The following is a 26,183-nucleotide window of genomic DNA, read 5'->3' on the forward strand; positions in this document are numbered from 1 at the left end:
GAAGGGAACATCAGTCCTTCTATGGCTGTTGTTTTGAGCCAGCTGTTTCATTACAGCCTTCACCCTTCCCTAAAGAACCTTTATTACAAAGGAAAAGGATATGAATTATTGAGTCTGTATTTCAATAAAATGGAAGATCCAAACGCAGTGCAATGTCCATTTTTGACTGATGAAGATAACGTGCTGAAAATCAAAAAGGCCAGAGAAATACTTATCGCCAATATGGCCGAACCGCCAGGACTGCAGCAGTTGGCAGATGAAATTGGACTGAATATGAAAAAATTAAAAACAGGCTTCAAACAAATTTATGGTGATACGGTATACGGTTTTCTGTTTGACTACAAAATGGATTTCGCCTTAAAACTATTGGACAGCGGTTCTTACAATGTAAATGAAGTCGGGCTGAAAATAGGATATAGCACCGGAAGCCACTTTATTGCGGGATTCAAGAAAAAATTTTCCACAACCCCAAAAAGATATCTAATGTCCATTAACACCAATCATAAAAACAGTATCGCTTTTATAAATTAGAGCATAAATAAAATATATTGATTAATTTCTAAGAAACGGCAAGCACTTAGTTTGAGGAAAATTAAAACAAAGCTTAAAACAAAAACAATAATGAAAGGCGTATTATTAGTAAATTTGGGATCTCCAGAAAGTCCAACTCCAAAAGATGTAAAACCTTATTTAGATGAATTTTTAATGGATAAATACGTGATCGACGTTCCGTATTTATTGAGAGCATTATTGGTTCGCGGTATTATTTTAAGAAAAAGACCGGAGGAATCCGCACATGCCTATTCAAAAATCTGGTGGGAAGAAGGTTCTCCATTAGTGGTCCTTTCCGAAAGAATGCAGAAAAAAGTGCAGCCTTTGGTAAACGTTCCAGTTTCTTTGGCAATGCGTTACGGAAGTATGACCATCGAAAAAGGACTTCAGGAATTAAGTGATAAAGGGGTTACAGATGTAATGCTTTTTCCTTTATATCCGCAATATGCAATGGCTTCAACTTTGACTATTTTAGTAAAAGCAGAAGAAATTCGCAAGAAGAAGTTTTCACACATGACTTTTACAGATGTTCCGGCATTTTACAATAAACCGGATTACATCAAGAATTTAGCAGATTCAATTCAGAAACATTTAGCCGGATTTCAATACGATCATTTGTTATTCTCGTATCACGGAATTCCAGAGCGTCACATTCGCAAAACCGACGTTACAAAATCACATTGTAAAATTGACGGTTCCTGCTGCAGCACGCCATCTCCGGCGCACGATTTCTGTTATCGTCACCAATGTTACGAAACAACAAGACAGGTCGTAAAATTATTAGGACTTCCCGAAGATAAATACAGTCTGACATTTCAATCGCGTTTGGCGGGAGATAAATGGTTAGAGCCTTATACTGATATTGAAATTGACAAAATGCCGGCAAAAGGAATTAAAAATCTGGCTGTTGTAACACCTGCTTTCGTTTCGGATTGTTTAGAAACGCTCGAAGAAATCGCCATGCGCGCCAAAGAAGATTTTGAGAAAAATGGAGGGGAAAATTTCCTGGCTATTCCCTGTTTGAATGACGACCAGAAGTGGTGCCAGACCGTTAGCAACTGGATTAATGAGTGGGCTGAATAATGCTAAAATAACAATAGGGAATATTGGAGCTTTCATTATTAATATATCAATTCGCCTCTTGTATTCATTTTAATTTATTTTTTTACCTCTTTTAAAACCAAAAAGAATATTAAAGCGTAAATGACTTTATAACTTAAAAAAAGTAATTATGAAAACTAGAAAATTTTTAGCAGCAGCAATCCTGGCATTAGGATTTGGATTGACATCATTTGCACAAAAAACAGTAATGGTTGGTGGAGCAGCTATGTATCCTAATAAAAATATTATAGAAAATGCGGTAAACTCAAAGGATCATACCACCTTGGTAGCAGCAGTAAAAGCAGCAGGATTAGTTGAAACTTTACAAGGTAAAGGGCCATTTACTGTTTTTGCACCAACAAATGAAGCATTTAGTAAATTGCCGGCTGGAACTGTTGAAACATTATTGAAACCTGAGAATATTAAATCATTACAAACTATATTGACATATCATGTAGTGGCCGGTAAAATGAATAGTTCTGATATTGCAAAAGCAATAAAAGCTGGTAAAGGAAAAGCTTCTTTAAAAACAGTTAGCGGCGGAACTCTAACTGCCTGGATGGATGGAAAAGATTTGTACATTAGTGACGAAAGTGGCAATAAAGCTAAAGTTACAATTTCAGATGTAAATCAATCTAATGGTGTCATACATGTAGTGGACACAGTACTGCTTCCAAAAATGTAGTTTGCTGAAAATAAATTACAATTAAGCCCTGAAATTTCAGGGCTTTTTATATAATTACTATGCGACAAAATAGTAATAGTCAATTGTATTAGAGATTTTGATTACCATTTTATTGCCAGCTCAAAACTTTAAATATAAGGAATTGATATCTTTTTTTACAAAAGATTAAGGCTGTCTCTTTTTATTTTTGGTAAAATAATACATAAAACTAAATATATTTTTGCTTCAATCCCCAACAGGACATTTAAAGCAAATTTACAAAGCCAATGAAAGACAGACCTTACATGTAGTGCTGCGCCAATCTCTTCAAATCATCCAAAAATGATGTTGTAATTTGTCCCATCGAGGTCACAAAGCCAAATGGCGCCAATTGAAGACAATTGGCGCCATTTTTTTTAGGGAACACTTATTCCTGTTCAAAAATTAGGTAAATATTTCTATACCCTCTTTATTCTAAAGATCGTTTTTCTAAATAATGCAAATCCATTAGTTAATCTATGCTTTTTAGTAACGATTGGAATACTCAAAATGGTGAGAAGGGAAATGCATGCGGCTGTACCCAGCGCACCTCCATAACCATTAAAAAACCTGCTTGCATTGAGAAAGATGATGCAGAAAACCGCACCTCCCGCTCCTATTGCCCAGTAATTCGAAACCAGTCGGCTTGAAACCATGCCGACAAATGATGATCCGATAAAAACCAAAGGGATATTTTGGGCTAAATACACTTCAATATTTAGAGCATTTAAATGAAAAATGAGTGCAACAGAAAGCGATAAAATCGCAGAGGAGCGAACGGGTCCCTGCTTCCTTTCTTCACTTACATAAAAAGTCATAACTGCGCCGGTAAAACCGATCATGATCAATACTAAAACATCAGACATAATATGAAATAAGATAATAAACAAATGAAGTTATTGCCACCCCTGTGAATGCCAGGGTGCCTAATTTGCCGCCGACTCCCGAAAAAAGACTTTTGGAAACCAGGATCAATACAGCTGTAAAAAAGCTTGCCGCTAGGATAAAAAAGATATCCGGCGCCACACGTGTGTTGGACATTCCAATGAATGCACCGCAGTACATTACTGCCGGCACCTGCTTTAGATAATTAGAGTGCTTATTGATTTCAGGAACAAAAGATCCAAGAGTTCCAATTGCCGCCGCCGCAATTACAGGACCCAATCCCAGATAATGATTAACATAAAAGGACGATACCGCCCCTATAGGAATCCAGGATACAACCAGTATATGTTCGTACTGATGATCATAATGATGAATCTGTCCCTTCAAATAAGTTACCATGATTAAGGGACACATGACTATGATAGAAATCGAAATCCACAATGACTGGAAATTCTCCCTAAAAATAGCAGACAAAAAAGTAATCTGGATAATCAAAAGTATTAAAATGCTTGTCTTCCTGACAAACTTGCTTTTCTTAGCATGATGATAATTTTTATTGATTTCCGCCATTTAATATAATTTAATGAGTGAACGGGAATTTTGACACTGCTTCCAATTGCATTTCAATTGCTTGCTAAAACTTTACCATATTCGCAATTACAGGGTTCAGAAAGCAAAATGGATTGTGGATTAGCTTTTTGATTTGCCTAATTAATCAAATTATTGACAATCACTTTTGATTTCTCTATCAGCTCGTTAGACTTAAACATTTGGCTTTCTATAATAGAGCTTTCAAACAGCATATAAATATGGTCTGATAAACCTTCTTCAGATATGAAATTTGAAAAAAAATGTCGCAGGTCTTTCTTGTGATCCTGAATTACATTCAATATCTTTAAATTATCGGCTGGAATTTCAGATAAAATATTTAAGAAGCTGCAGCCTCTGAAGTTTTCCTTGGAGTTCATATAAATCAAATAATCAAATGAGGAAAGAATCTTTGATTTCATAACTTTTTTATCACTTATAAAGTTATTAAGTTCATTGAACCAATAGACATGCCTTGCATTTAGAAATGCAACGCATAAATCCTCTTTAGATTTAAAATGCTGATAAAAACTGGCCTTGGCTACATTTGCTTCTGAAATAATCTGATTAATACCAGTTGAATTATAACCTTGGCTAGCGAACAGGACCATGGTGACGTCCATAATTCTTTCTTTTGGAGATATCATAAATTAAATTTTAGATAGCAAATATATAAATTAAACTACAAACATACAAACTTGTCTGTCTGCAAAATCCTGTAGAGTGCCCACTTCAAAACTTCTAAAAGCAAGACTTTACTGTAATGGCACTTTTTGTGACAAATCAAGAGTAGAATTAGCCGTCATAAGAACACGACTAATTCTACTTTCCAATAAAGTTTTAGCTTACTTAAACTTTCGATCACTCTCTTTGATTGGCAGATCGTTAATGCTGGCGTACCTTTTCGCCATTAGGCCATTTTCATCAAATTCCCAATTTTCATTTCCGTATGCCCTAAACCAATTACCCTTCTCATCCATGTACTCATATTCGAACCTCACAGCAATACGGTTGTCTGTGTGTGCCCAATACTCCTTTTTAAGTTTGTAATTTAGCTCCTTCTTCCATTTATCAGAAAGAAACTTGACAATTTCCTCTCTGCCGTTGACAAATTTATCCCTATTTCTCCATTCACTGTCAATAGTGTATGCTTTAGAAATTTTCACAGGATCTTTAGAATTCCAGGCATCTTCAGCATATTGTACTTTCTGTAATGCGGTTTCCAATGTAAAAGGCGGTACTGGATACTTTTTTTCTATTTGAGCATTCGAAGAGCTTTGTGCACTTGCCAACCCTGCGGTTAGAAATCCAACTGTTAAAATTATGTGTTTAAAGATTTTCATAAATCGTTTTTTTATTTTTAAATTAAGTGGTAATTATTTTTTGAAGCTCCATAATAAAGCTTTGCTATTCTGCCGGAAATAGACAAAAACGGAATCAGCAAATTCGATAATCGCTAATTACCGATCCCGCTCATCAAAAGTTTAGCTTATTTAAACTTTCTGTCTTCTTCATTGATTGCTAAATCATTAATACTGGCATATCTCCTAGCCATCAGGCCATTTTCATCAAATTCCCAATTTTCATTTCCATATGCCCTGAACCAATTGCCATCAAGGTCCATGTACTCATATTCAAATCTAACTGCGATGCGGTTGTCCGTGTGAGACCAGTACTCCTTTTTAAGCTTGTAATGCAGCTCCTTGGTCCATTTGTTGGCAAGGAATTCGACAATTTCGTCTCTCCCATTAACAAATTTATCTCTGTTCCTCCATTCGCTGTCGATGGTGTAGGCTTTAGAAATTTTTACAGGGTCTTGAGAGTTCCATGCATCTTCAGCAAATTGAATTTTCTGAAGTGCGGACTCCAATGTAAAAGGCGGTAGTGGATGTTTCTGTTCCATTTTTTATAAATTAAATTGTTAATAATCAGTGTGATCTTTTTGATCGATACGTGAAGTACTTTTTTTATAGGACAAACTTATAACAAAATAATGATATAGACAAACCTGTCTGTCTGTTTTATTTTATTTTATTCCTTACTGATATTTTAAGTTTTTACCGTCTCGCTTATAAATATAAAAAACTAAAAAACAGATAGTTATACATAAATAAAGCCTCGTTTATTTATCATAAATAATATTTTAAAAAAAATATGAATTATTAGAAATTACAAATACTATAACAAGATTAATCATTCAAATAATTGGAATCTAATGCAACTTTACTTTTTAATATTAAACTTTCGTGCGAATCAGAACTTGGATGATATTGTCATTTCCAGATCCTGATACTATTCCTTGTCCAATATTATGGTCGCCCTTCCAAATCTAATAGATAATCTTAAGTTGATTTGATCTTGCTTTTGAAGAAAGTTTTTTTTTTAATGTTTTGTAAGCTGCTTAAACTTTTTAAATCACAATTCGTAAATTGGATTAAACAAAACATATCATCTTATTCTGAAGAATAATTAAGGAATGATGGGAATCAGTAGAGTACTCGCAGCCTGCTGGAGAAGATAAGTTTTTAGAAATAGTAAAAATGCTATATATTACTATAAAAAATGCAGGTTTTATCTAGACTCGCTGCAAATATGACAATGGAGCGCGGCAGCAAATATAATTGACTGCACAAAGGCTTTTAAGAAGTTAAATATTGAAATTAAAATGCATCATTTTTACATAATGTTATAAATGCATTTAGTGCTGGTGTGGGTGTAAGATCTTTTCTGTATATCAAAACGGTGGTCATTAAACCTAATTCAGCAGGAAGGGCAAATGTTTTTATAGTTCTTCCGCTGTAAAATTTAGAAATAATATCCATCGGGAGTACACTGATCCCAATGCCAGATTCTACAAAATTAATTACCCCTTCTACGGAGTTCATTACTGTGCTGTGAAATTGAAAAATTCCTTTACTCAGCAACCAGGCCTCCAGTTTTGCTCTAAACACACATCCTTGGTCAAAAACAATAGTCTTAAGCGGATTATTCATTATTGCATCGTCAAGGCTTTTGCAATCTGCAGGAGCCACAATAACAATCTGATCATCCTTAATTTTTAACTGTTCCAATTCTGGTATATGCACAGGAGCAGGAACAAAAGCCGCGTCTAGTTTATGCATTAAGACATCGCTTACAAGTTTTTCCCTCATACCGGACTGCAAAATTAAATCAACGTATGGATATTGAACTGCCAGATAATTGATCAGTTCTGGGCCTTTAATAGTCATCATAGTTTCCAGCGAACCGATTTTTATCTGTCCTTGAACCGTATCATTTTTCACGATTGAACGTTTAGCTTCATCAATAAGATGACTGATCTTTTTACTGTAAAGCATAAGCGTTTCTCCCGATGCTGTAAGCGCTACTTTTCGGTTGGAACGAGTGAATAATGAAGCTCCGAACTCTTCTTCCAAGTTTTTTATGCGTGCAGTAACGTTGGACTGCACGGTAAACATGGCTTCTGCAGCTTTTGTAAAACTTCCATGATAAGCAACTGCCTCAAATAGCTTTAAGTCATTAGTATTCATAAATCACTAATTATGATTTATAGTATCATTATAAATCATTTTTAACGATCAAATATATGCTATACTTTTGAAAAAAAAAAAAAATATGAATCAAATAAAAAAAAATAAAATGGACAGCCTTAATCATTATGGCTGTTGTAACAATGAATTCTTCAATTATGGGACAATCAAAAACAAATTCAAACAAATCAGCAGGCAGTTCAATTACTAATATTCATTATCAGAACACTAAAGTGGATGGCCTAAACATTTTTTACCGTGGAGCAGGTCATAGCGGTGCGCCAGTAATCTTATTACTGCATGGTTATCCGACATCATCGCATATGTTTCGCAATCTTATTCCAATATTAAGCGAAAAATATCATGTAATTGCTCCTGATCTGCCAGGTTTCGGCTTTAGCGATATGCCTGACAGGACTCAATACAGCTACACTTTTGACAATCTGTTCAAGACAATGCAGGGTTTTATTGAGCAGCTTGCCTTGAAAAGATTTGCAGTCTATGTTTTTGATTACGGAGCACCAGTAGGATTTCGCCTTTCTGCCGCAAATCCAGAAAAAATAACAGGGATCATTTCACAAAACGGAAATGCCTACGAAGAGGGATTCAGTGCAGTATGGAATCCTATTCAAAAATACTGGAATGAAGACACACTGGAAAACAGAAATGCGCTTAAGAGCAGTTTTGCTATTGAGGGCACTAAATTTCAATATTTTCATGGGGTTACTGATCATTCATTAATCGCGCCAGAAGCATATACCTTGGATCAGTACTTTCTAAATCGCCCTGGAGCAATTGAAATACAGCTTGATTTGTTAAAAGATTACAAGTCAAATGTAGCTATGTATCCAAAATTTCAGGAATATTTTAGAAATTGCAAACCAAAATTTTTAGCTGTGTGGGGCGACAAAGATCCTTATTTCTTACCTCAGGGCGCAGAGGCATTTAAACGTGACATACCAGATGCATCTGTCACATTTTATGATACCGGTCATTTTGCATTGGAAACTCACGCAGTAGAAATCGGAAAAGAAATCTTAAAGTTTTTACAAGCTCTTCCTAATTAGCAGTGCTGAATTGCATCTGATGCAATATGACCGGGCTGTTCCAAAATTCGCATTGATAATATTATTTTCAATGCGAATTTTTTAGATTAGCATCCTTACATGGTTCACAACACCGGCGAATTTGAAGATTTCTATCCAATTTGATCCAACCAAATCTTAAAAGTTGTAATCTTGCAAAAATAATTTCCAACAAATGAGCAGCTCCACTCCGATTTTTGAATCACACCATAAGAAATTAGGCTTTATTTCTTTCAATTCAAATACTTTGGATTCTGTAAATGGTGAAATTTTCCGGCACTACATCAAAGTCATATTTATACCTGCCGGTTATTCTTTGACAGTTGATTTCAATTTATATCATACTGCCAGTCCCGCACTTTTTTTTGTAAATACCAATCAGCATCTGGATATTCATACTGCAAATAATGAAAATGCATTTCTGATTCACTACAACAGAGATTTTTATTGCATTCAGATTCATGATGAAGAAGTGGCCTGTGACGGGCTGTTATTCAACAATATTTTTGAAATACCCAAAGTTGATCTTTCAGAAGAGGAATTAAATGCGGTTTCCCAACTATTCGGCAATATTAATGATGAGCTGATTTTTCAAGATCTTTCATCAGAGGAAATGATCAGAACTTATTTGAAGCAGATCATTATTCGTGCGACAAGACAATGGAAAAAACAGAATCTTAAAAACCAGCATTCCAATCTCATAACTGCGGAACAGGATTTTTTTCGCAATTTCAGCCGATTAGTCGACATACATTATAAAAAAAAACATAGCGTTGCAGAATATGCTGACCTTTTAAATCTTGCTCCAAAAACAATTTCCAATAAATTTCATAAGCTTAATCTGGAAAATCCTAATGAAATGATTAAAAACAGGATTATCCTGGAAGCCAAGAGATTAATGCTCTACAGCGATTTGAGCATAAAAGAAATTGCTTATGAGTTAGGTTATGAAGACCCCGCCTATTTCAATCGCATCTTTACACAGAAATCAGGCAAAACACCAGCCGTTTTTAGAAAAGAAATTAAAAAACAAACATAATATCTTTCAAAAAGGAAAAAAGTACAATTTTTATCGACTTTTTCATCTTTATTTAGACTGTACAGATGGCATACCTTTGTCTCATCAAAATATAACAATCTAAAAGAAAGATTATGAAACGCAATGCAACTGCCGTTTGGAACGGCTCTATAAAAGAAGGAAGCGGACATCTGACTACTCAAAGTTCCGTTCTAAACCAGACTCAATATTCGTTCAACAGCCGTTTTGCCGATGGAATCGGAACTAATCCGGAAGAACTTCTCGCTGCAGCTCACGCCGGATGTTTTACCATGAAATTGAGTTTGGACTTAACCGAGGCAGGATATTATCCAGAGCATCTGGAAACAAAATCCATCATTACACTTGACAATGGAAAAATCATTCAGTCTAAATTGACGCTGAATGCAAAAGTTCAGGGAATCTCAGCTGAAGAGTTTGAAAAAATTTCAAAAGAGGCAGAAAAGACCTGTCCTGTAAGTTCAGCATTTAACTTCGAAATTATCTTAGATCTTAACCTTCAAAATTAATTATCATGAAAACTATTTCTTTAAAAATATTCGCTTTAGCATCATTATTAAGTTTTAACTCAATCGCAACAGCTCAATCTCTTCCCGCGTCTCAAGACCCTAACATTGGAAAACAGACAAGAGAATTTTTACAAGCATTGAACAGCGCTGGCGGCAAACCGCTAGAAACTTTATCTCCCATTGATGCTAGACTAGTGCTGGTAGGCGCTCAAAAATCTGTAAACTATGTTTATTCTGATATTGAGGAATCTGAAAAAACCATTACAGAAGATGGACAGACAGTTAAAATTCATATTATAAAACCAAAGGGCGCAAAAGCCGGTCTGCCAGTATTCATGTTTTTTCACGGTGGCGGCTGGGTTTTGGGAGATTATCCTACCCATAAGAGATTAGTGCGCGACTTGGTTGTGAAAAGCGGTGCAGTTGCAGTTTTCCCGGATTACACGCCTTCGCCTGAAGCAAGGTTTCCAATTGCTATCAACCAGTCATATGCGGCAACCAAATGGGTATCTGAACATGGAAAAGAAATTGGTGTAGATGGCAGCAGGCTTGCTGTCGCAGGTAATAGTGTCGGTGGAAATATGGCTGCAGTTGTGGCGTTGATGGCAAAAGATAAAAAAGGTCCTAAGTTAGTGCAGCAGGTGCTTTTATGGCCAGTTACTGATTCAGATTTCACCAGAGCTTCATACATTAAATTTGCTCAGGAAAGATTTTTAACTACCCCTTTAATGAAATGGATGTGGGACAATTATCTGCCTAATTCTAAAGATCGAAACAATAAATACGCCTCTCCCCTACAAGCATCATTAGAAGAGCTTAAAGATCTTCCTCCTGCTTTGGTACAGGTTGCTGAAAATGATATTTTACACGATGAAGGTGTTGCTTACGGCAGAAAACTGGATGATGCTGGGGTTCCGACTACACTTACAGAATATAAAGGTTTTATCCACGATTACGGCATGCTAAACCCTTTAGCTCATATTCCAGCAGTTCAGCAATCTGTTTTGGATGCGGCAACTGCTCTAAGAAAAGCGTTATTTGAAAAATAACAGCTTATAAATTACCCTGATTTTTATAAAAAACTTAGTCAATTCCCTTTTATTAATTTGGGATTAAACTGGAGTTCACAACCTTTGGGCGACAAGTCCAAGTTCCATTACATTACATCTAAAAACTGACGCTTGATAGAAAAACGAAGCGTCAGTTTTTATTTTGCACTTTTAAGTTGCATTATAACATAATAAATCTGTGCTATTTACTGTTATTCAATTGATTCGTTAAATTAGTTTATTTCTGAATTTTTACTGTAAAATTTAATGAGGACTCATTTAATCAAACAAATTGTAATTTTCTTTTTTTAAGTTTCGAAAATCAAACGAATTAATTTTAAGACCCCGAAGTAATTCATAAAGCCAAAGAAAGACAATTCTACCTTAACTATAACAATCTTTTTAAATCCTTTATAATATTTGTAGAATTGTATGTAAGTTTAATTCCATAAACCAATTGAGTTTTTATATTTTTTTGCATCAATCCCCAACAGGACATCCAAACCAAATTTACAAAGCCAATGGAAGACATACCCTACATATAGTAAGCCAATTTCTTTAAATCATCCAAAAATGATGTAGAAATTTGTCCTGTCCCTCACTTAAGGAGACAACTAGATATTAGTTGTCTCTTTTTTTATGCCCAAACATATAGATTTTTCAAGCCTTCACAGCCTGATATTTGTGGTTCGAATATTTCACAGGAAATTCTTAGTCTGTTTGAAATAAACAGTCTTAAAGTGGCGCTATCAGAGATTTAATCGAAGCTGAACGTTGGTTCTAAATCCCGTTAAGGATATAGGTTTTCGTTAATCTCATCTTCAATTACTAGCGGTTTTAAAATCCGACAACGTTCGGTGTCTTTCCGATAGGGACAGTCTTCCGGAGATTTTTCTCTCCACCGACTATAAAAGAATTAAAATTAATGTTTTGCGGCTTAAAAATTGTATGTTTTTGCTGCCTCAAGTTGCTACCATGGCGGGAAGCCTCTGTTTGGCATTAATTTATTTTATCACGGTTTTAATAGTTCTTTGATAGCCGTATCTAATACAGGGTCATTCATGTTTAGCAAATCATTTTGGGTATTTAGAACATGAATGTCAACAGGTGCGCCAATTCCTTCATAACAAATCATTTTGTTGTCGTAGTATCGCTCATTAGAGAGTGAAATAAGCCACCCATTTGGAAGCGTAAAACCATACATATTTGAGTAAATGCCGCGTGTGTTTGATCCAACAATTTTTACATTGGGCAGTTCTCTCATTATCGAAGCAAATAAATCTCCTGCGCTTACTGTTTTGTCATTTGTTAGGACTACTACAGGTTTTGTAAATTGAAAAACACCTTTAGGCTCAGTGTACCATGTTTCAAGTTGTCCAAAATCTTCATATCCTCCCTTTCTTATTCTTGTTTTTTTATGCATCCCAATTACTTTATTAGTTGTAAATCTGCCAGCAACTTCATAAGCAAATTCATCATTGCCCCCAATATTATCTCTCACATCTACGATAATTGATTTCAAATCTTTAAAACGTGCAAAAAGTGTATCTAATAGTTTACCTGCAACCACAGCATCAGGCACATTATCGGAATCTTGATCAACGAAGCATCTGTTAAAACGCAGGTATCCTAAACCGTTTGAAGTCGAATAAGCAAACAGATGTACATTATTAAATTCAGGACCTGCGTATTGCAATGCTGTAAAATGTTTTTGCGATAAGGAAGAATTTACCATTTGCCAAAACTTATTACGCAAACTATCCGTTGGGAACTCTTTTACGAACTGCGAAGGTTTCACGGATTTGAATTGTTTTATTCCCGGAACGATAACATTGATATGATTGTCGTTAAAAGGAGCCAGCATCTGAGAAAAAACCGTATATAAAGAATCATCAGAAGTATTGGCGTTTATCAGTGGTCTATATTTTTTATAGGTGGCATGCCAGTCAATATTCCTTAACTTAAAGAAGGCATAGTTGTCTTCGAAAGTATGCCATAACACTTCAAAGTTTAATTCCGGTTTTGAAATAGCAGTGTCTTTGGGATAAGAAATTGGATTTTGAGCGTTAGTTATATTTGCGGTGAAAATTAACAAAATCAAATAGCTAAAAATTTTCATATTTTTTTTAATGATTAAATTTAAGATGGTGTTGATTCAAATTAGCGATAACGTTCTGGCGCTAAACGAGTTTTGGAATTAAAGATGCGAGATTTTTCCCTTATTCACAAATTTTACAAGTACAAAACCAATAAATAAGTTAATTTTAGCCTCAATGGAAACTCTAATATCCTCACCAAATTTTAATCTCAATGATCTTCGATTTAATGCATAATTTTACTAAAAACCAACTCGTTTTCTTTAACAGTAATAAATTTTATTTTCGAGTTTTTTAAAAAACTATTAAACTTCAACATGTTTAAATATACATGTGTTTTAACATTTTTAACTTTTAACCTCTACAGGACAACCAAACCGCTTTTGCATAAAAACTTCAAATAATTATCTTACAAATTCACTTGGAAATAGGCCAATTTCTTTAAATCATTCATAAAATGGTGTGTAAATTGTTCAGTAAGGGTCACTCAGCCAGATGGCGCCAATTGAAGACAATTGGCGCCATTTTTTCATTTACACTAATAAATACGGTGGCTTTGAGTCATTTTTGCTTTTATTTTCTTTCTCTAAAATAATAGAAAAATTGCTTCAGCGTGTATATTTAGATGAAAAATAATACAAATAGTTAATTTATCATTCGATAACTTAACAGGATTCGAACCCCAGAATATTATAGAAATTGACTCTATATAATCTCCAAATTGCTTTCAATTACTATTTAATGACAAATAATGAAATCTGATTTCAAAACGTATTTAAGTATATTATTGCTATATTTGCTTAAGAGCCTGCCAGCGATGCCATTCCGATTAAAAAAGCTGGCCGAACAGTCAAAACCAATATGTCATTTACTCCAGATGTCCAATATACTCAAAAACCATATAGCCAAATTTGCACAGGTATCAGACAATGACTTTGAGCAAATCAAAAAATTCTTCGACATAAAACAAACGTGTAAAAAAGAGAACCTGCTAAAGGAGGGACAGATCTGCCGTCATCATTATTTTGTTTTGGACGGCCTGCTTAGAAAGTTTTATATTAACGAGAAAGGTACCGAACAAACCACGGAATTTGCCATAGAAACATGGTGGCTTACCGATAACTTTGCCTACGAGAACCAGCTCGCGACAGAATTTTATATTCAGGCAGTAGAGAAATCAACATTGCTTTACATCACTTTGGAGAAGCAGCAGAAGCTGCTGGAAGAGTTTCCGGTAATGGAGCGCTATTTCCGTTTTGTCTACCAGAGGGCTTATGCAGCCGCACAGAAACGCATCAAATTTCTTTTCTCGTTCTCTAAGGAAGAGTTTTATTTCCAGGCAGTCAGAAACCACCCCGAATTCATCCAGCGTGTTCCCCAATACCTCATCGCTTCCTATCTAGGATTCACGCCCGAATACTTGAGCGAAATACGCAAAAGGCTTCTTTCTTAAACCAGTTTAAGTTTTTTCCTTTCCCTATTATTGAATTTTGCATTGAACAATTTTAAAAGAATAATACAATGCAAAAACGACTTAACATTAAGCAGGCCGCTCCGGATGCACTAAAAGCGATGATAGGACTTGAAAGCTACCTTTCAAAAATTTCCATATCCAAGACAGCCAAAGAACTCATAAAGATACGTGCCTCGCAGATCAACGGCTGTGCCTACTGCATCAACATCCACACTCAGGACGCCGTTAAAAACGGCGAGTCAAACCAGCGCATTTTTCTCTTGAGTGCTTGGAGAGAAGCTGGGGACATTTTTACAGAAGAGGAAAAAGTGGTGCTCGCGGTAACTGAAGAGATAACATTAATTCATGAGAACGGATTAACGGATGAAACCTATACAAAGGCCTTACAGTATTTCAGTGAAAGCCAGATAGCAGATATAATAACGGCCGTCATAACAATCAATCTTTGGAACAGGGTTGTTCTCAGTACCCATCTCCGAATAGGAGAAAGTCTTGCATAACTTGCAAAAAACTAGTTTAATTACGATGCATCCAAAAGTTTAGAATTATAATTAAATTTGAAGACAATAAGCCCGATTTGTTTCGGGCTTATTGCTTTTACGAAAAACTCATTTAAAAGCACCAATTAGGATAGAAATGCTCCAGTGGAACAACAATCAAATAATTCATACAGCCAAAGAAAGACAATCCTGCCTTAACTTAAACAATCTTTTAAAATCCTGCATAAATTTTGTAAATTTATATATCAGTTTAATGCGATGGATCAATTGAGTTTTTACAATTTTTGCATCAATCCTACTCAGGACATCCGAACCAATTTTTTAACGCCAATGAAAGACAGACATTACATATAGAAAGCCAATCTCTTCAAATCATCCAAAAATGATGTTGAAATTTGTCCTGTCCCCGTCACTCTTAAAAAAAAGTTAAAACGAAAGTTTTAGCTTTTTTTTTGGTCTTTTCTTACCTATTTAATCAGTTAATACCTCTAAAAAGAAGCGGTTTGGTTGTCCTGTAGAGTTAACTTCACAGAACACAAACCACAGTTAAGCAATTGATAATTTGAAAGTTAAAACTTTTAATTATCTTCACATTAACAATAATTTAAGTTTATGGATTTCGATGAAGAATTTACTTTACAGATTTACTTAAGATGCCCCACCGGCACGTTTAGAAAAAGTAAAATTAAGATCAAAGAATTTTCATGTTAATCACCTTGTGAATAACTCCTTTCTCAATTCAGCTTTATAGCTTTTTTCATCACAGATATTTTTACTTTATTATATCCCTGATAAATTTGTTGCATATTATAATTTGCAACCAATTATTTGTAAGGCTCTTATCCATTTTTGATAATTTTATAAATCATGATAAAACTGTTTTATCCAAAACTAAAATTTCAAAAACTAAAATTCCTGACACATTTTACGCAATTGTCAAATTGGAAGTAGAAGACTTAAAAATTTACTGATATTATTTTAGCAGTTTTTGACATATTTAAAATCACTCCGCTGTATGGCTATACTAAAATCATCGCAAGTAAAGCAGAAGCTTCATTAACTTTTAAAAAGCATAAACCTTAGTTGAATTAAAAGATAAACATTAGCGGGCGATAGAATAAGTATTAACAAAAAAAATAGAAATTATGAGTTTGAGAAAAAAAATTAAATTTCGTAGTAAGAATTTTATTGCGTTCACAATCCTAGCTTTAGGAATAATTACAGCTCAGAATACTGCAGCTCAGCAGAATGCTAAAAATGGAAAGCCAAACATTCTTATTATCTTGGGGGATGATATAGGATGGTTTAATCCAAGCTGCTATAACCATGGTATGATGCGTTATAAAACCCCAAACATTGATAGGATAGCTAAAGAGGGCGCATTGTTTACAGACTGGTATGGACAGCAAAGCTGTACAGCAGGTCGTGCTGCCTTAATTACTGGTCAATCGCCTATACGTACGGGGCTGACCAAGGTTGGAATGCCTGGTGCGGATATAGGTCTGCGTGCAGAAGATCCTACCATTGCAGAATACATGAAGGTATTAGGATATGCCACAGGACAATTTGGAAAAAACCATTTGGGCGACAAAGATGAATTTCTCCCTACAAATCACGGCTTCGATGAATTTTTTGGAAATTTATATCACCTGAATGCCGAAGAAGAGCCAGAGCGGGCAGATTATCCTAAAGATCCCGCATTCATTAAAAAATTTGGTCCAAGGGGAGTTATTCGTTCAACAGCAGGCGGTAAAATAGAAGATACTGGACCATTGACTAAAAAAAGGATGGAGACTGTAGATGAAGAATTTACTTCAGCTGCGGTGGATTTTATTGATAGACAAGTGAAGTCTGGCAAACCATTTTTCTGTTATTATAATTCAACCCGAATGCATTTGTTTACCCATTTGAGTCCAAAATACGATGGTAAAACTGGATTGGGAATATCCGCAGATGGTATGACAGAACATGACGATAACGTAGGGGTATTATTAAAAAAACTGGACGATTTAGGAATAACTGACAATACTATCGTTGTGTATACAACCGATAATGGAGCTGAGATCTTAAGCTGGCCTGATGGAGGTGTAACTCCTTTTCGAGGTGAAAAAGCCACAAACTGGGAAGGCGGTTTCCGTGTACCAACTTTGATCCGCTGGCCTGGGGCGATCAAACCAAATACAGTTTATAATGATATTTTTGCGCATGAAGATCTTCTTCCTACATTATGCGCTGCTGCTGGTGACCCCGATGTTGTCCGTAAAACCCTTACCGGATATAAACTTGCAAATAAGACAGTAAAAGTTTATTTGGATGGTTACAACATGCTGCCTTTCTTTAAAGGCGAGATGAAAGAATGTCCGCGTAAAGAATTTGTTTATTGGAGTGATGATGGTGATTTATTTGCTATTAGATACGACCGTTGGAAAATAGTCTTTGTCCAGCAGGAACATGAGGGTTTGGATATTTGGGCCAAGGGTTTTACCAAGCTCCGGGTTCCAATGGTTTATGATATTTTTGGAGATCCTTTTGAACGTGCTAATACCTCAATATATTGGAGTGCATGGCAGGTAGAGCATGCTCCTTTCATCTACCTATCACAGGCCTTAGCATCCAGATGGTTAAAATCATTCAAGGATTTTCCTCCAAGGCAGAAACCAGCTACATTCAATCTGACTGAAATAATGGATAAATTGAATGAGCCAACAAGAAATTGATATTTAAAATTCGATATAAAATTATTTAGTTCAAGACTGTACAAAGCTCATTTGGCAGTCTTGTTTATTTTTTATCCGTAGCTGCCTCCGTTCTTGCTAAAAAAATTAATGCGTTTTTTAAAGATATTTTACTATTCTAAGTTTTATGGTAAATTGTGGCACTTAATTTATTAAAGGTTTGCACTTTTGAACCAAATTAAAACATATGCTTTAACTATTTTAACATTTAACCCTTACGATACATACAAACCGCTTCCAAATAGAAATTCAAAATAATTATCTTACAAATTCACTTGAAAATAAGCCAATTTCTTTAAATCTTGCATAAAATGATTTGTAATTTGTATCGTAGAGGTCACTACATTCAAAATGCGCCAATTGAAGACAATTGGCGCATTTTTTTATGCATAAACTCACCACCTTAATTAATATTAATTTTTATTTTTCCTCTATACTCATTGGGTGTTTGCCCTAATTTCTGCTTAAAAAGTTTAGAAAAATGAGATGCACTTTTAAAGCCTAACTCATAAGCTACTTCACTTATGGATCTGTTAGGATCAGCAACTTTTTGTTTAGCAATGTTTAAAATAACATTCTGTATATACTCCTGAGCAGATTTTCCTGTTTCTTTTTTTATCAAATCACCAAAATAATTTGCAGACAAAAAAAGTTGAGATGCGCAATACTGTACTGTTGGCAACCCTAATTTTAAAGGTAAATTATTCTGATAATAATTTCGAAGTAAATCTTCAAATCGTTCTAAAACACCATAGTTCATTTTTTCACGTGTTATAAACTGACGGTCATAAAAACGAATACAGTAACTAAGCAGCAATTCTATCGCTGCAATAATTACACGTTTACTATGATTATCTATAGGCCTCTCAATTTCTTCTTTTACTTTAGCAAAACAATCCAATATAGCAGCCTGTTCGTTTAATGATAAATGCAATGCTTCTTTCATATCGTAATTGAAAAAACTGTATTCAGATAGGTTCTTTCCTAAAGTTGTTCTGTGAAGAAAATCTGGATGAAAAGCCAAAGCATACCCCATAGGCTGATGCAGTTGTTCAGAATCATCCAGGGTAATTACCTGTCCTGGAGAAAAAAACAATAATGTGCCTTCATTATAATCATAAGAGCTGCGTCCATAACCTAGAGATCCGCAATGTCTATCTTTGAATATAATTGCGTAAATACCCATGTACATCTTTTTGACAGAACTTTTAGGTGCCTTAGATAAATCAATGATACTTACTAATGGATGCAAAGTTTGTTGTCCTCCATAATCATTATATTTTTCAACACTGTCGAAATTTGCTTCTTTTTCATCCATCGTACAATTATTTAAATCTAATCACAAATGTATCAATTAGATAAAACATCTCATTGCCTATACTCGAAAAACAGTAAAACAGGACAGTAATCAAGTAATCTGTATAAGGCATACCTTTTATTATGCTCTAATTTTGCATTTATAAAATATGACATATAATAAAACAACATAAATCATGATTTACAATTTTGAGAGTAAGGTAGTTCTTATTACAGGTGCGGCCTCAGGAATAGGGCTGGAAACTGCAAGGTTATTTGCAAAAGCTGGTGCTGCTGTTACAATGGCAGACTTAAACTTTGGAGCTGTTTCAACGGCGGCAGAATCATTAATTCAAGATGGTTTTAAGGCACTTGCTATCCATTGTGATGTTACGAACGAAGAACAAGTCGCATTGATGGTGCAAAATACCGTTTCTAAATTTGGCAGACTTGATTTTGCCTACAACAATGCAGGAATGCATGTTCCTGTGGCAGAAACTGCGGATGCGCTTTCTACGGATTTTGATAAAGCAATTGCCATAAATCTAAAAGGCATCTGGCTATGCATGAAATATGAATTACAGCAGATGCGCAAACAAGAGAATGGAGCCATTGTAAACTGCTCTTCACAAAGCGGTGTAGTTGGCACTGCAAATCTTGGTGCTTATACTGCAGCTAAACATGGCGTTATTGGACTGACTAAAGCATCGGCACTAGAATACGCCGCGAGAGGTATTCGTATTAATTGTATTTGCCCTGGAACCAGTGATACGCCGATGGTCGCTGATGCAGTTGGTGATCATCCAGAGCATATGGATTCCATTATAAGTTCTATACCACTGGGAAGAATGGGCAAGGCTGAAGAAATAGCAGGAACCGTACTATGGTTATGCAGCCCCTCTGCAGGTTTCATGATTGGACAAGCTGTAACACCTGACGGGGGGTATACCATAAAATAATAAAGTATTATGATTTTAGCCCACAAAATAAAAATTATGAAAAAAATATTTTGTTTCTGTTTTTCACTTTTCTTCCTGATCACTGCTCATTTTTCATACTCCCAGCAAAGCAAGGTAAAGAAAAATATAGAACAGCTGGTGCGTAATGCAAAGATTAAAAATGGTCATGTTGACCTGAAAGCACAAAAAGCTATTTATATTGAAATTCCAACAAGAGGTGGATATCTAGAATTTAAAGCTGATAGTTATAAAGAAATTGTAGCCCTTTTAAAAGAAGTTTTGATTCAATATAAGCGTGAATTTGCTTTTAAATCAAATCTAACACACTCGCCAAACTGTAAATGGAATGCTATACCCAATGCACATCCTTCTACGGCACAGTACCGCTATTGCCAATATTCAGATGTTTTGTGTTATTGGCAGACCTCTAATTGTGCTATTTGTTGTGACAATGAAGAGCCTCCAGTTAAAAAGAAATGAGTTGAAAATTAAATATTAATAAAATATGGAATTATGACAAACCGAAGAGATTTTTTAAAAAAAACAGGTCTTGCCTCGGGAGCTTTGGCGATTTCCGGTGTTTTTACCAAATTGACAGCTTCAGAAAACAGAATTAAAAACAATACTATTATGGAAAATAATAATCCCATAACTTCAGCAAAATCGCCATTAGTTAAACTCAACAACGGTCTAGATATGCCGTTGCTGGGGGTCGGCTCATTTGCGCTGCCTACCATTCAGGCTGCCGATGATATCAGTTTTGCTCTTAAAAATGGTTACAGACTTGTAGATACGGCTTCTAATTATGGAAATGAGAAAGAAGTTGGCCAAGGTATAGCCCGCAGCGGCGTTAACCGCTCAGAGCTTTTTATCACAACTAAACTATGGATTGAAGATTTTGGTTATGATAATGCTCTGAAGGCATTTGATAAGAGTTTGAAATTACTAGGCGTGGAATACCTTGATTTATACCTGCTGCACTGGCCGGTTCCTACAGATTTTGAAAAAACAATAGAAGCATATAAAGCCTTAGAGAAACTTTACGCAGACAAACGAATACGCGCTATTGGAGTAAGTAATTTTACACAGGATCATTTAACCCGTTTAATGGATAAAACAATAATTGTACCTGCCGTTAACCAGATTGAATTACATCCATATCATAACCAAAAGTTGTTAAGAGAATTTCATGATAAAAATGGAATTAAAACGCAATCATGGTCGCCAATAGGTGGAATCTTTACAAATGGAATGGTAAATCCAACTGATCCACTAAGACTGCTGCAGGATTTTACTATAGTAAAATTGGCAGAAAAGTACAAAAAATTTACGTCACAAATTGTTTTACGTTGGCAGATTCAAAATGGATTAATCGCAATCCCAAAGTCTCAGCACTATGAGCGCCTTTTAGGTAATATTGATATTTTTGATTTTGAACTTAGTATTGAAGATATGACTGTAATTGACAATCTTGACCGTAATCTTCGCGGTGGTCCGCAACCTGAATATTTTAACATTCCTTTATTCAAGCAGTTAATTTCAAAAAGGGGGCAAAAGCTTCAACAATAGAGGAATTTTCACAAGAGAAATAGATCAATTTTTTAACTTCAGAGTAACAACATTTAATAAGTTAAATTGATTTTTTTATATCGAAAATTAGCAAAATTAACCATCGTCTTTTGATCTGAATAATCTCCAGATTATTATATAACTTTACAATAAATTAATTCGTTTTTTTTAAATTATACTAAATTTTATTGTCTTGAATTCTATCAAAAACTATTGACTCCAAATAAATTAAATTGCATCTGTTTTAACATTTTTAACTTTTAACCTCTACCACACAAATAAACCACTTCTTGAATTTTTTAAAGGTATTTTCTTATAAATTTACTTGAAAATAGGCTAATTTCTTTAAATCCTGCATAAAATTTGTGTGAATTTGTATCGTAGAGGTCACCAAAAAAGACAACTATTATATAGTTGTCTTTTTTTTATGCTCTAATATATATTTATTTTTCAAGCCTTTACAACCAAACATTCTGTCGATCAGGTTTAAAAGTTGGGGATTATTCAAAAAGATTTGATAATCGGAAGAGAAAAAAATCTATTTTTCTTACTTCTTTAAATGCTTTTATTTTTGCATTAAAGGATTCTGCAGGAGCACTTGTGCTAAATTGAAATAGATTTAGTTGAGATTGATAACTTTAATTTCTAAATTTAGTTTCGTTGTTATTTATTGTTTTTTCAGCCTTGTAAAATCCTGGATATATAAACCTTTGGCAGTATTTGTAGGATTGAATGCAGTAAGATTGTCAATTATTAAGGGCAAAGAAGGATTGTTTGATTTTGCTGTGGTTCTTATAGTTTGGCCCGTAATTAATTCGAGAGCTTTATTCAAATAAGGATCTTTTATATTTCCAAATTCAACCAGATTTAAGAAAGTGCTATATGGATTAATTTCGTAATCAGGTTCAATATTCGCTGGATTTGCGTCTTTGTCTTTGTTGTAATATGAAAAAGTAATGGGTTGCAATTGCCATTTGTGTTTAGTATTTCGATTGGAATAGGATATATAATCATAAGCAGGAGAATCGTATAGTGTGTTTGAGCCTACAAATTTGCCCACGGTTTCTTCGCCTATTGTGATTACATTAATGTATTTTTTTAGACATTGTATGGTGAGCTCGCTGGCGGAAGCGGTTTGAAAACTCACCAGCACATATATTTTTGTCAAAGCAAGACTGTTTATACTTTCTTCTCTCAGAAAAGTTGGTTCGTTATCAACCAAGTTAAAAATGTTTACTTTTTCGGAAAGATTTTCATAGCCGTCTTCACTATTATGTTTATTATTGAAGTCTAAATAAATATATGGTTTATTGGTAAAACTGCCATTAATCATTTGAGCCAGAGCAACTGCCGTTTCTAATGAACCACCTCCATTGTATCTTAAATCTAAAACCAATTCGTTAATTCCATCCGATTTCATTTTAGCAAAAGCCGCATTGAGTTCGTCATTATAATCGGATTTGAAAGCATTAAAAACCAGATAACCAATGTTTTTTGCTCCATATACTTTCTTTTCGTAATAAGCAACCGGGTTCTCATCAATATCAGCTTTTGTTACAGTTACAGTTCCTGTTTTATCTGTGGTTACTAAACTACTGCTTGTAAATTGCACACTTGCTGCCAGGGTAATAGTGACTTGTGTATTTTCTAGCTGGTCATAATTACTTGCAGTAAGCTGGTTTCCATTTATTCTTGTAATTACGTCGCCTCTTTTCAATCCCGCTAAAGCTGCTGGTGAGCCAGGTACAATGTAGTTAATTAAAGCTACCATATTTGTATTGGATGCGTCTTTAGGATAAATTGCATAACTAAAACCACCTTTTTTTTCGACTTCTGCAATTTTTGAAACCCGCACTATCTCATTACTATTTTCAATCCAAGAAAATCTATCGACAGTTCCTCTTTGATATAGGAGTGAATAAAAAAGCGCATCGGGAGTTTTTCCGTTAATAAGATTGTTATATGCTGCGGTAGAAGCGATTTTGCTGTCAGACAAATCGGCAACATTGGGTTGCCAGTAGTACCAAGAATTCATAGCTTTCCAAACAAAGTTGTTAATCTCGTCTGACTCGGTACTTGTATTTTCATTAGAACCAGAATCCTTACTGCAAGCTGTAAAAACCAATCCTATAAGGAATGTCTTAACAATATATTTTAATTTCATTATTTTTTCAATCGTTTAATTTAAGTTAAATTTGTGGGTGTAAAACGCTAAAAGTATGAAAAATAGTATTCCTAAATCCTTCTTTTTATTATTTTATTTTGGACTTTTTTTTCTTTTTTCCTGTTCCGCACAACTTTTAGATATTAAAAACCAGACATATAAAAGTTATAACAGGAATAGTGAGAGAGGATATGTAGTTAGTTTTGAATTAAATGATACTGCTGTTGTTCCTAAATCGATTGTGATTAATGGTATTGTTCAGGATATATCCAAAGCAAATAAAACAGGACATACTTACGAGGTAAATGTGATTGCACAAACTACCATAATTCATAATTACGAGGTAAAATTAGATAAAAGAGAAAACGGAATTTATTTTGAGAAAAATTCAAATATATTTTTTCAACCTGTAAAATTCAAATTAATCACAGATTAATTGAAAAGTTCAATCGAACCCGTTGGGTGTAATATTACAAACATCAGTTCTGTTTTTTTTTGTGGAGAGTAACGGAATAAAAAATGTATCAAAAATCTTTAATAATAATTCCAATATTGTACTTAATACATTTTTCATCACAAAAGCTAAGTAAAATTTCAAATAACTAAGCCATCGCGGCACTATCCATACATATTTTTTATCTCAGACATAACAAAGGTACTTTGGGTACTCCCTATGCTTTCAACTGATCCCAATTTATTAAATACAAAATCCTGATAATGCTTCATATCTTTGGCGGAGACTTTCATTAAAAAATCGTAATCTCCTGAAATATTGTAACATTCCACAACTTCTTCTATTTTCATAATATCACTAACAAACTGGTTCCCAATATTACGATCGTGCTGTTTAAGTTTGATATTACAGAAAACAATGAAACCTCTATTTAATTTTTCTGCATCAAGCAGGGCAATATATTTTTTAATATAACCATTGTTTTCTAATCTTTTAATTCGCTCAAAAACAGGCGATGCCGAAAGATTTACCATTTTAGCTAGCTCTTTTACAGTGTATTTAGAATTATCGTGTAGTATATTTAATAACTGAAGATCAATATCATCTATTTGTTCCATAGAATAATTTGGTTTAATTTATTTCGAATTCAGAATAAAATTCTTCAAATATAATCAAAAACAATACAAAAATCTTATTTTACGCAAGTTAAAAACATAACATACTGTAACGTTTATCTTCACAGTATAAAAATCTAAAAAGCACTATTTTATAGCGGGAACGTTATTCTTGATACCTTTTACAGAAAAAAAGATAAATTGCCACGCCATAAATAAAAATTACACTTCTTTTCGCCGAGCCATACCCTGAGCAATGATGCTCGCAGCAATCAATTGCAAGGCGTGATAAAGCATGAGTGGCAATAATACGATGCCGGTGATGGTACTGTGCTGAAAAAGTACTTTTGACATAACGGTACCGTGTACCAATGACTTTTTAGACCCACAAAATAAGACCGTAATACGGTCTTCTTCTGAAAAACCAAGCAGGCGGCTAAGTAGTCCGACACAAAAGAATACGGCAAAAAACAACGTCATCATCCCTGCCGCTAATCCGACAAGTTCAAGTACAGTAAAGCCTTCGAAAAGATGTTCGGAAAATGACTTGCAAAACGACGTGTAAATAATCGTCAGAATAACTGCCTGATCGAAGTATTTGAGCTGTTTCTTGTATTTTTCGGCAATGGCGCCGAAACGGGAATTGAGGCTTATACCAATGATGACAGGCATCAAGACTTGAAGAATCAACTTTATGACGATTTGAGTAACATCGAAATCGCCTGTCGCAGAAGCTATAAACAGCCCAACCCAAAGCGGCGTAACCACTACTCCAATCAAACTGGAAATACTTGCATTGAAAATGGCTGCGGGAATGTTTCCCTTGGCGATGGAAACCATGACCACGGAAGAGGATACTGTAGACGGTAAAGCTGCCAGAAAAAATACACCCAGCCAAAGCAGCTCGAAGCCGTTATTGATAAACAACGGGCGAAATGCCAAAACAATGAGCGGAAAAAATAAAAAGGTTGTCAACTGGACGACAATGTGCATTTTCCAGTTGGAAAGCCCGACTTTTAGTTTCTCAACACTTAATCGCATGCCATAAAACAAGAAAATCAAGGAAACACCAGTATTGGCAATCTCTTCAAGCGAAACAGGTTCTTTGACCATGCCCGGTTTTGGCAAAAAATAAGCCATCAGAATCATGGTGACTATCATTAAAAGGAAACCGTCGAAACCTGCTTTTTTTAATACTTCTAATAATTTCTTCAATGTGTTTTAAATATTATTCTTCCGTGGAGGCACGGACTCCATTATTAA

Annotated in this window: 25 protein-coding genes; 14 read left to right on the forward strand and 11 right to left on the reverse strand. The window is 34.7% G+C overall.

What is annotated here, in order from left to right:
• The 3 genes from GSY47_RS03885 to GSY47_RS03895 form a co-directional block, all read left to right on the forward strand.
• Positions 1-531, forward strand: a 531-nt coding sequence (locus tag GSY47_RS03885; protein ID WP_219071107.1) for a helix-turn-helix transcriptional regulator, incomplete at its 5' end; no start/stop codon positions are given.
• Positions 532-621: 90 nt separating this feature from the next.
• The gene (gene hemH / locus GSY47_RS03890; protein ID WP_219071108.1) at positions 622-1,635 is read left to right on the forward strand and encodes a ferrochelatase; all 1,014 of its coding nucleotides are present in this window, start codon (positions 622-624) and stop codon (positions 1,633-1,635) included.
• A gap of 148 nt (positions 1,636-1,783) precedes the next feature.
• The gene (locus GSY47_RS03895; protein WP_095955070.1) at positions 1,784-2,338 is read left to right on the forward strand and encodes a fasciclin domain-containing protein; all 555 of its coding nucleotides are present in this window, start codon (positions 1,784-1,786) and stop codon (positions 2,336-2,338) included.
• 437 nt (positions 2,339-2,775) lie between these two features.
• Here the strand turns inward: GSY47_RS03895 and GSY47_RS03900 are convergent, their stop codons facing one another.
• The 6 genes from GSY47_RS03900 to GSY47_RS03925 form a co-directional block, all read right to left on the reverse strand.
• A complete protein-coding gene (locus GSY47_RS03900; RefSeq protein ID WP_219071109.1) occupies positions 2,776-3,222 on the reverse strand; it encodes a hypothetical protein in 447 nt (148 codons plus the stop codon).
• Positions 3,215-3,811: a hypothetical protein gene (locus GSY47_RS03905; RefSeq protein ID WP_219071110.1), complete on the reverse strand. Its 597-nt coding sequence runs from the start codon at positions 3,809-3,811 to the stop codon at positions 3,215-3,217. The genes GSY47_RS03900 and GSY47_RS03905 overlap by 8 nt, the downstream gene beginning before the upstream one ends.
• A 137-nt stretch (positions 3,812-3,948) precedes the next feature.
• Complete coding sequence (locus GSY47_RS03910; RefSeq protein ID WP_219071111.1) at positions 3,949-4,476, reverse strand: TetR/AcrR family transcriptional regulator; 528 nt, start codon at positions 4,474-4,476, stop codon at positions 3,949-3,951.
• A 198-nt stretch (positions 4,477-4,674) separates the two neighbouring features.
• Positions 4,675-5,088: a nuclear transport factor 2 family protein gene (locus GSY47_RS03915; protein ID WP_219071135.1), complete on the reverse strand. Its 414-nt coding sequence runs from the start codon at positions 5,086-5,088 to the stop codon at positions 4,675-4,677.
• Positions 5,089-5,318: 230 nt separating this feature from the next.
• Entirely contained in the window at positions 5,319-5,732 is a 414-nt protein-coding gene (locus tag GSY47_RS03920; RefSeq protein WP_219071112.1) for a nuclear transport factor 2 family protein, read from the reverse strand.
• A 757-nt stretch (positions 5,733-6,489) separates the two neighbouring features.
• On the reverse strand, positions 6,490-7,359 hold the full coding sequence (locus tag GSY47_RS03925) for a LysR family transcriptional regulator (RefSeq protein ID WP_219071113.1): 870 nt from the start codon (positions 7,357-7,359) through the stop codon (positions 6,490-6,492).
• Positions 7,360-7,487: 128 nt separating this feature from the next.
• Here GSY47_RS03925 and GSY47_RS03930 point away from each other — a divergent pair, with 128 nt between their 5' ends.
• The 4 genes from GSY47_RS03930 (at position 7,488) to GSY47_RS03945 (ending at position 11,059) form a co-directional block, all read left to right on the forward strand.
• A complete protein-coding gene (locus GSY47_RS03930) occupies positions 7,488-8,426 on the forward strand; it encodes an alpha/beta fold hydrolase (RefSeq protein ID WP_219071114.1) in 939 nt (312 codons plus the stop codon).
• Positions 8,427-8,619: 193 nt separating this feature from the next.
• Positions 8,620-9,483 (forward strand): helix-turn-helix domain-containing protein, encoded by an 864-nt coding sequence (locus GSY47_RS03935; RefSeq protein ID WP_219071115.1) that lies wholly within the window; start codon positions 8,620-8,622, stop codon positions 9,481-9,483.
• Positions 9,484-9,596: 113 nt separating this feature from the next.
• The gene (locus GSY47_RS03940; RefSeq protein WP_219071116.1) at positions 9,597-10,010 is read left to right on the forward strand and encodes an OsmC family protein; all 414 of its coding nucleotides are present in this window, start codon (positions 9,597-9,599) and stop codon (positions 10,008-10,010) included.
• Between the two features lie 5 nt (positions 10,011-10,015).
• The gene (locus tag GSY47_RS03945; protein WP_219071117.1) at positions 10,016-11,059 is read left to right on the forward strand and encodes an alpha/beta hydrolase; all 1,044 of its coding nucleotides are present in this window, start codon (positions 10,016-10,018) and stop codon (positions 11,057-11,059) included.
• A 1,012-nt stretch (positions 11,060-12,071) separates the two neighbouring features.
• Here the strand turns inward: GSY47_RS03945 and GSY47_RS03950 are convergent.
• Complete coding sequence (locus GSY47_RS03950) at positions 12,072-13,178, reverse strand: S41 family peptidase (RefSeq protein WP_219071118.1); 1,107 nt, start codon at positions 13,176-13,178, stop codon at positions 12,072-12,074.
• Between the two features lie 854 nt (positions 13,179-14,032).
• On the opposite strand from GSY47_RS03950, the gene GSY47_RS03955 reads away from it, so the two are divergent.
• The 3 genes from GSY47_RS03955 (at position 14,033) to GSY47_RS03965 (ending at position 17,846) form a co-directional block, all read left to right on the forward strand.
• Entirely contained in the window at positions 14,033-14,608 is a 576-nt protein-coding gene (locus GSY47_RS03955) for a Crp/Fnr family transcriptional regulator (protein ID WP_026729722.1), read from the forward strand.
• Positions 14,609-14,676: 68 nt separating this feature from the next.
• Positions 14,677-15,129, forward strand: coding sequence for a carboxymuconolactone decarboxylase family protein (locus tag GSY47_RS03960; RefSeq protein WP_066034741.1), 453 nt, complete (start codon positions 14,677-14,679; stop codon positions 15,127-15,129).
• A gap of 1,145 nt (positions 15,130-16,274) precedes the next feature.
• Positions 16,275-17,846, forward strand: a complete 1,572-nt coding sequence (locus GSY47_RS03965) for an arylsulfatase (protein WP_219071119.1) — start codon at positions 16,275-16,277, stop codon at positions 17,844-17,846.
• A 421-nt stretch (positions 17,847-18,267) separates the two neighbouring features.
• Here GSY47_RS03965 and GSY47_RS03970 read toward each other — a convergent pair whose 3' ends face one another.
• Positions 18,268-19,182 carry a helix-turn-helix domain-containing protein gene (locus GSY47_RS03970; protein ID WP_179003754.1) on the reverse strand — a complete coding sequence of 305 codons (915 nt, stop codon included), beginning with the start codon at positions 19,180-19,182 and terminating at the stop codon, positions 18,268-18,270.
• A gap of 175 nt (positions 19,183-19,357) precedes the next feature.
• On the opposite strand from GSY47_RS03970, the gene GSY47_RS03975 reads away from it, so the two are divergent.
• From GSY47_RS03975 to GSY47_RS03985, 3 genes are read left to right on the forward strand one after another with little or no spacing between them, the layout of a single operon-like run.
• Positions 19,358-20,119 carry an SDR family NAD(P)-dependent oxidoreductase gene (locus GSY47_RS03975; RefSeq protein WP_179003753.1) on the forward strand — a complete coding sequence of 254 codons (762 nt, stop codon included), beginning with the start codon at positions 19,358-19,360 and terminating at the stop codon, positions 20,117-20,119.
• Between the two features lie 36 nt (positions 20,120-20,155).
• Positions 20,156-20,599 (forward strand): hypothetical protein, encoded by a 444-nt coding sequence (locus tag GSY47_RS03980; RefSeq protein WP_179003752.1) that lies wholly within the window; start codon positions 20,156-20,158, stop codon positions 20,597-20,599.
• 33 nt (positions 20,600-20,632) lie between these two features.
• The gene (locus GSY47_RS03985) at positions 20,633-21,688 is read left to right on the forward strand and encodes an aldo/keto reductase (protein ID WP_179003751.1); all 1,056 of its coding nucleotides are present in this window, start codon (positions 20,633-20,635) and stop codon (positions 21,686-21,688) included.
• A 667-nt stretch (positions 21,689-22,355) separates the two neighbouring features.
• Here the strand turns inward: GSY47_RS03985 and GSY47_RS03990 are convergent.
• Positions 22,356-23,852 (reverse strand): S41 family peptidase, encoded by a 1,497-nt coding sequence (locus tag GSY47_RS03990; RefSeq protein ID WP_179003750.1) that lies wholly within the window; start codon positions 23,850-23,852, stop codon positions 22,356-22,358.
• A gap of 55 nt (positions 23,853-23,907) precedes the next feature.
• Between GSY47_RS03990 and GSY47_RS03995 the strand changes: the two genes are divergently transcribed.
• Positions 23,908-24,288 carry a hypothetical protein gene (locus GSY47_RS03995; protein ID WP_179003749.1) on the forward strand — a complete coding sequence of 127 codons (381 nt, stop codon included), beginning with the start codon at positions 23,908-23,910 and terminating at the stop codon, positions 24,286-24,288.
• Positions 24,289-24,470: 182 nt separating this feature from the next.
• Here the strand turns inward: GSY47_RS03995 and GSY47_RS04000 are convergent, their stop codons facing one another.
• The gene (locus GSY47_RS04000; protein ID WP_047775354.1) at positions 24,471-24,923 is read right to left on the reverse strand and encodes an Lrp/AsnC family transcriptional regulator; all 453 of its coding nucleotides are present in this window, start codon (positions 24,921-24,923) and stop codon (positions 24,471-24,473) included.
• A gap of 219 nt (positions 24,924-25,142) precedes the next feature.
• The gene (locus tag GSY47_RS04005; protein WP_179003748.1) at positions 25,143-26,135 is read right to left on the reverse strand and encodes a bile acid:sodium symporter family protein; all 993 of its coding nucleotides are present in this window, start codon (positions 26,133-26,135) and stop codon (positions 25,143-25,145) included.
• Positions 26,136-26,183 lie beyond the last annotated feature (48 nt).

This window comes from Flavobacterium quisquiliarum (assembly GCF_019308285.1).
Classification (GTDB): domain Bacteria; phylum Bacteroidota; class Bacteroidia; order Flavobacteriales; family Flavobacteriaceae; genus Flavobacterium; species Flavobacterium quisquiliarum.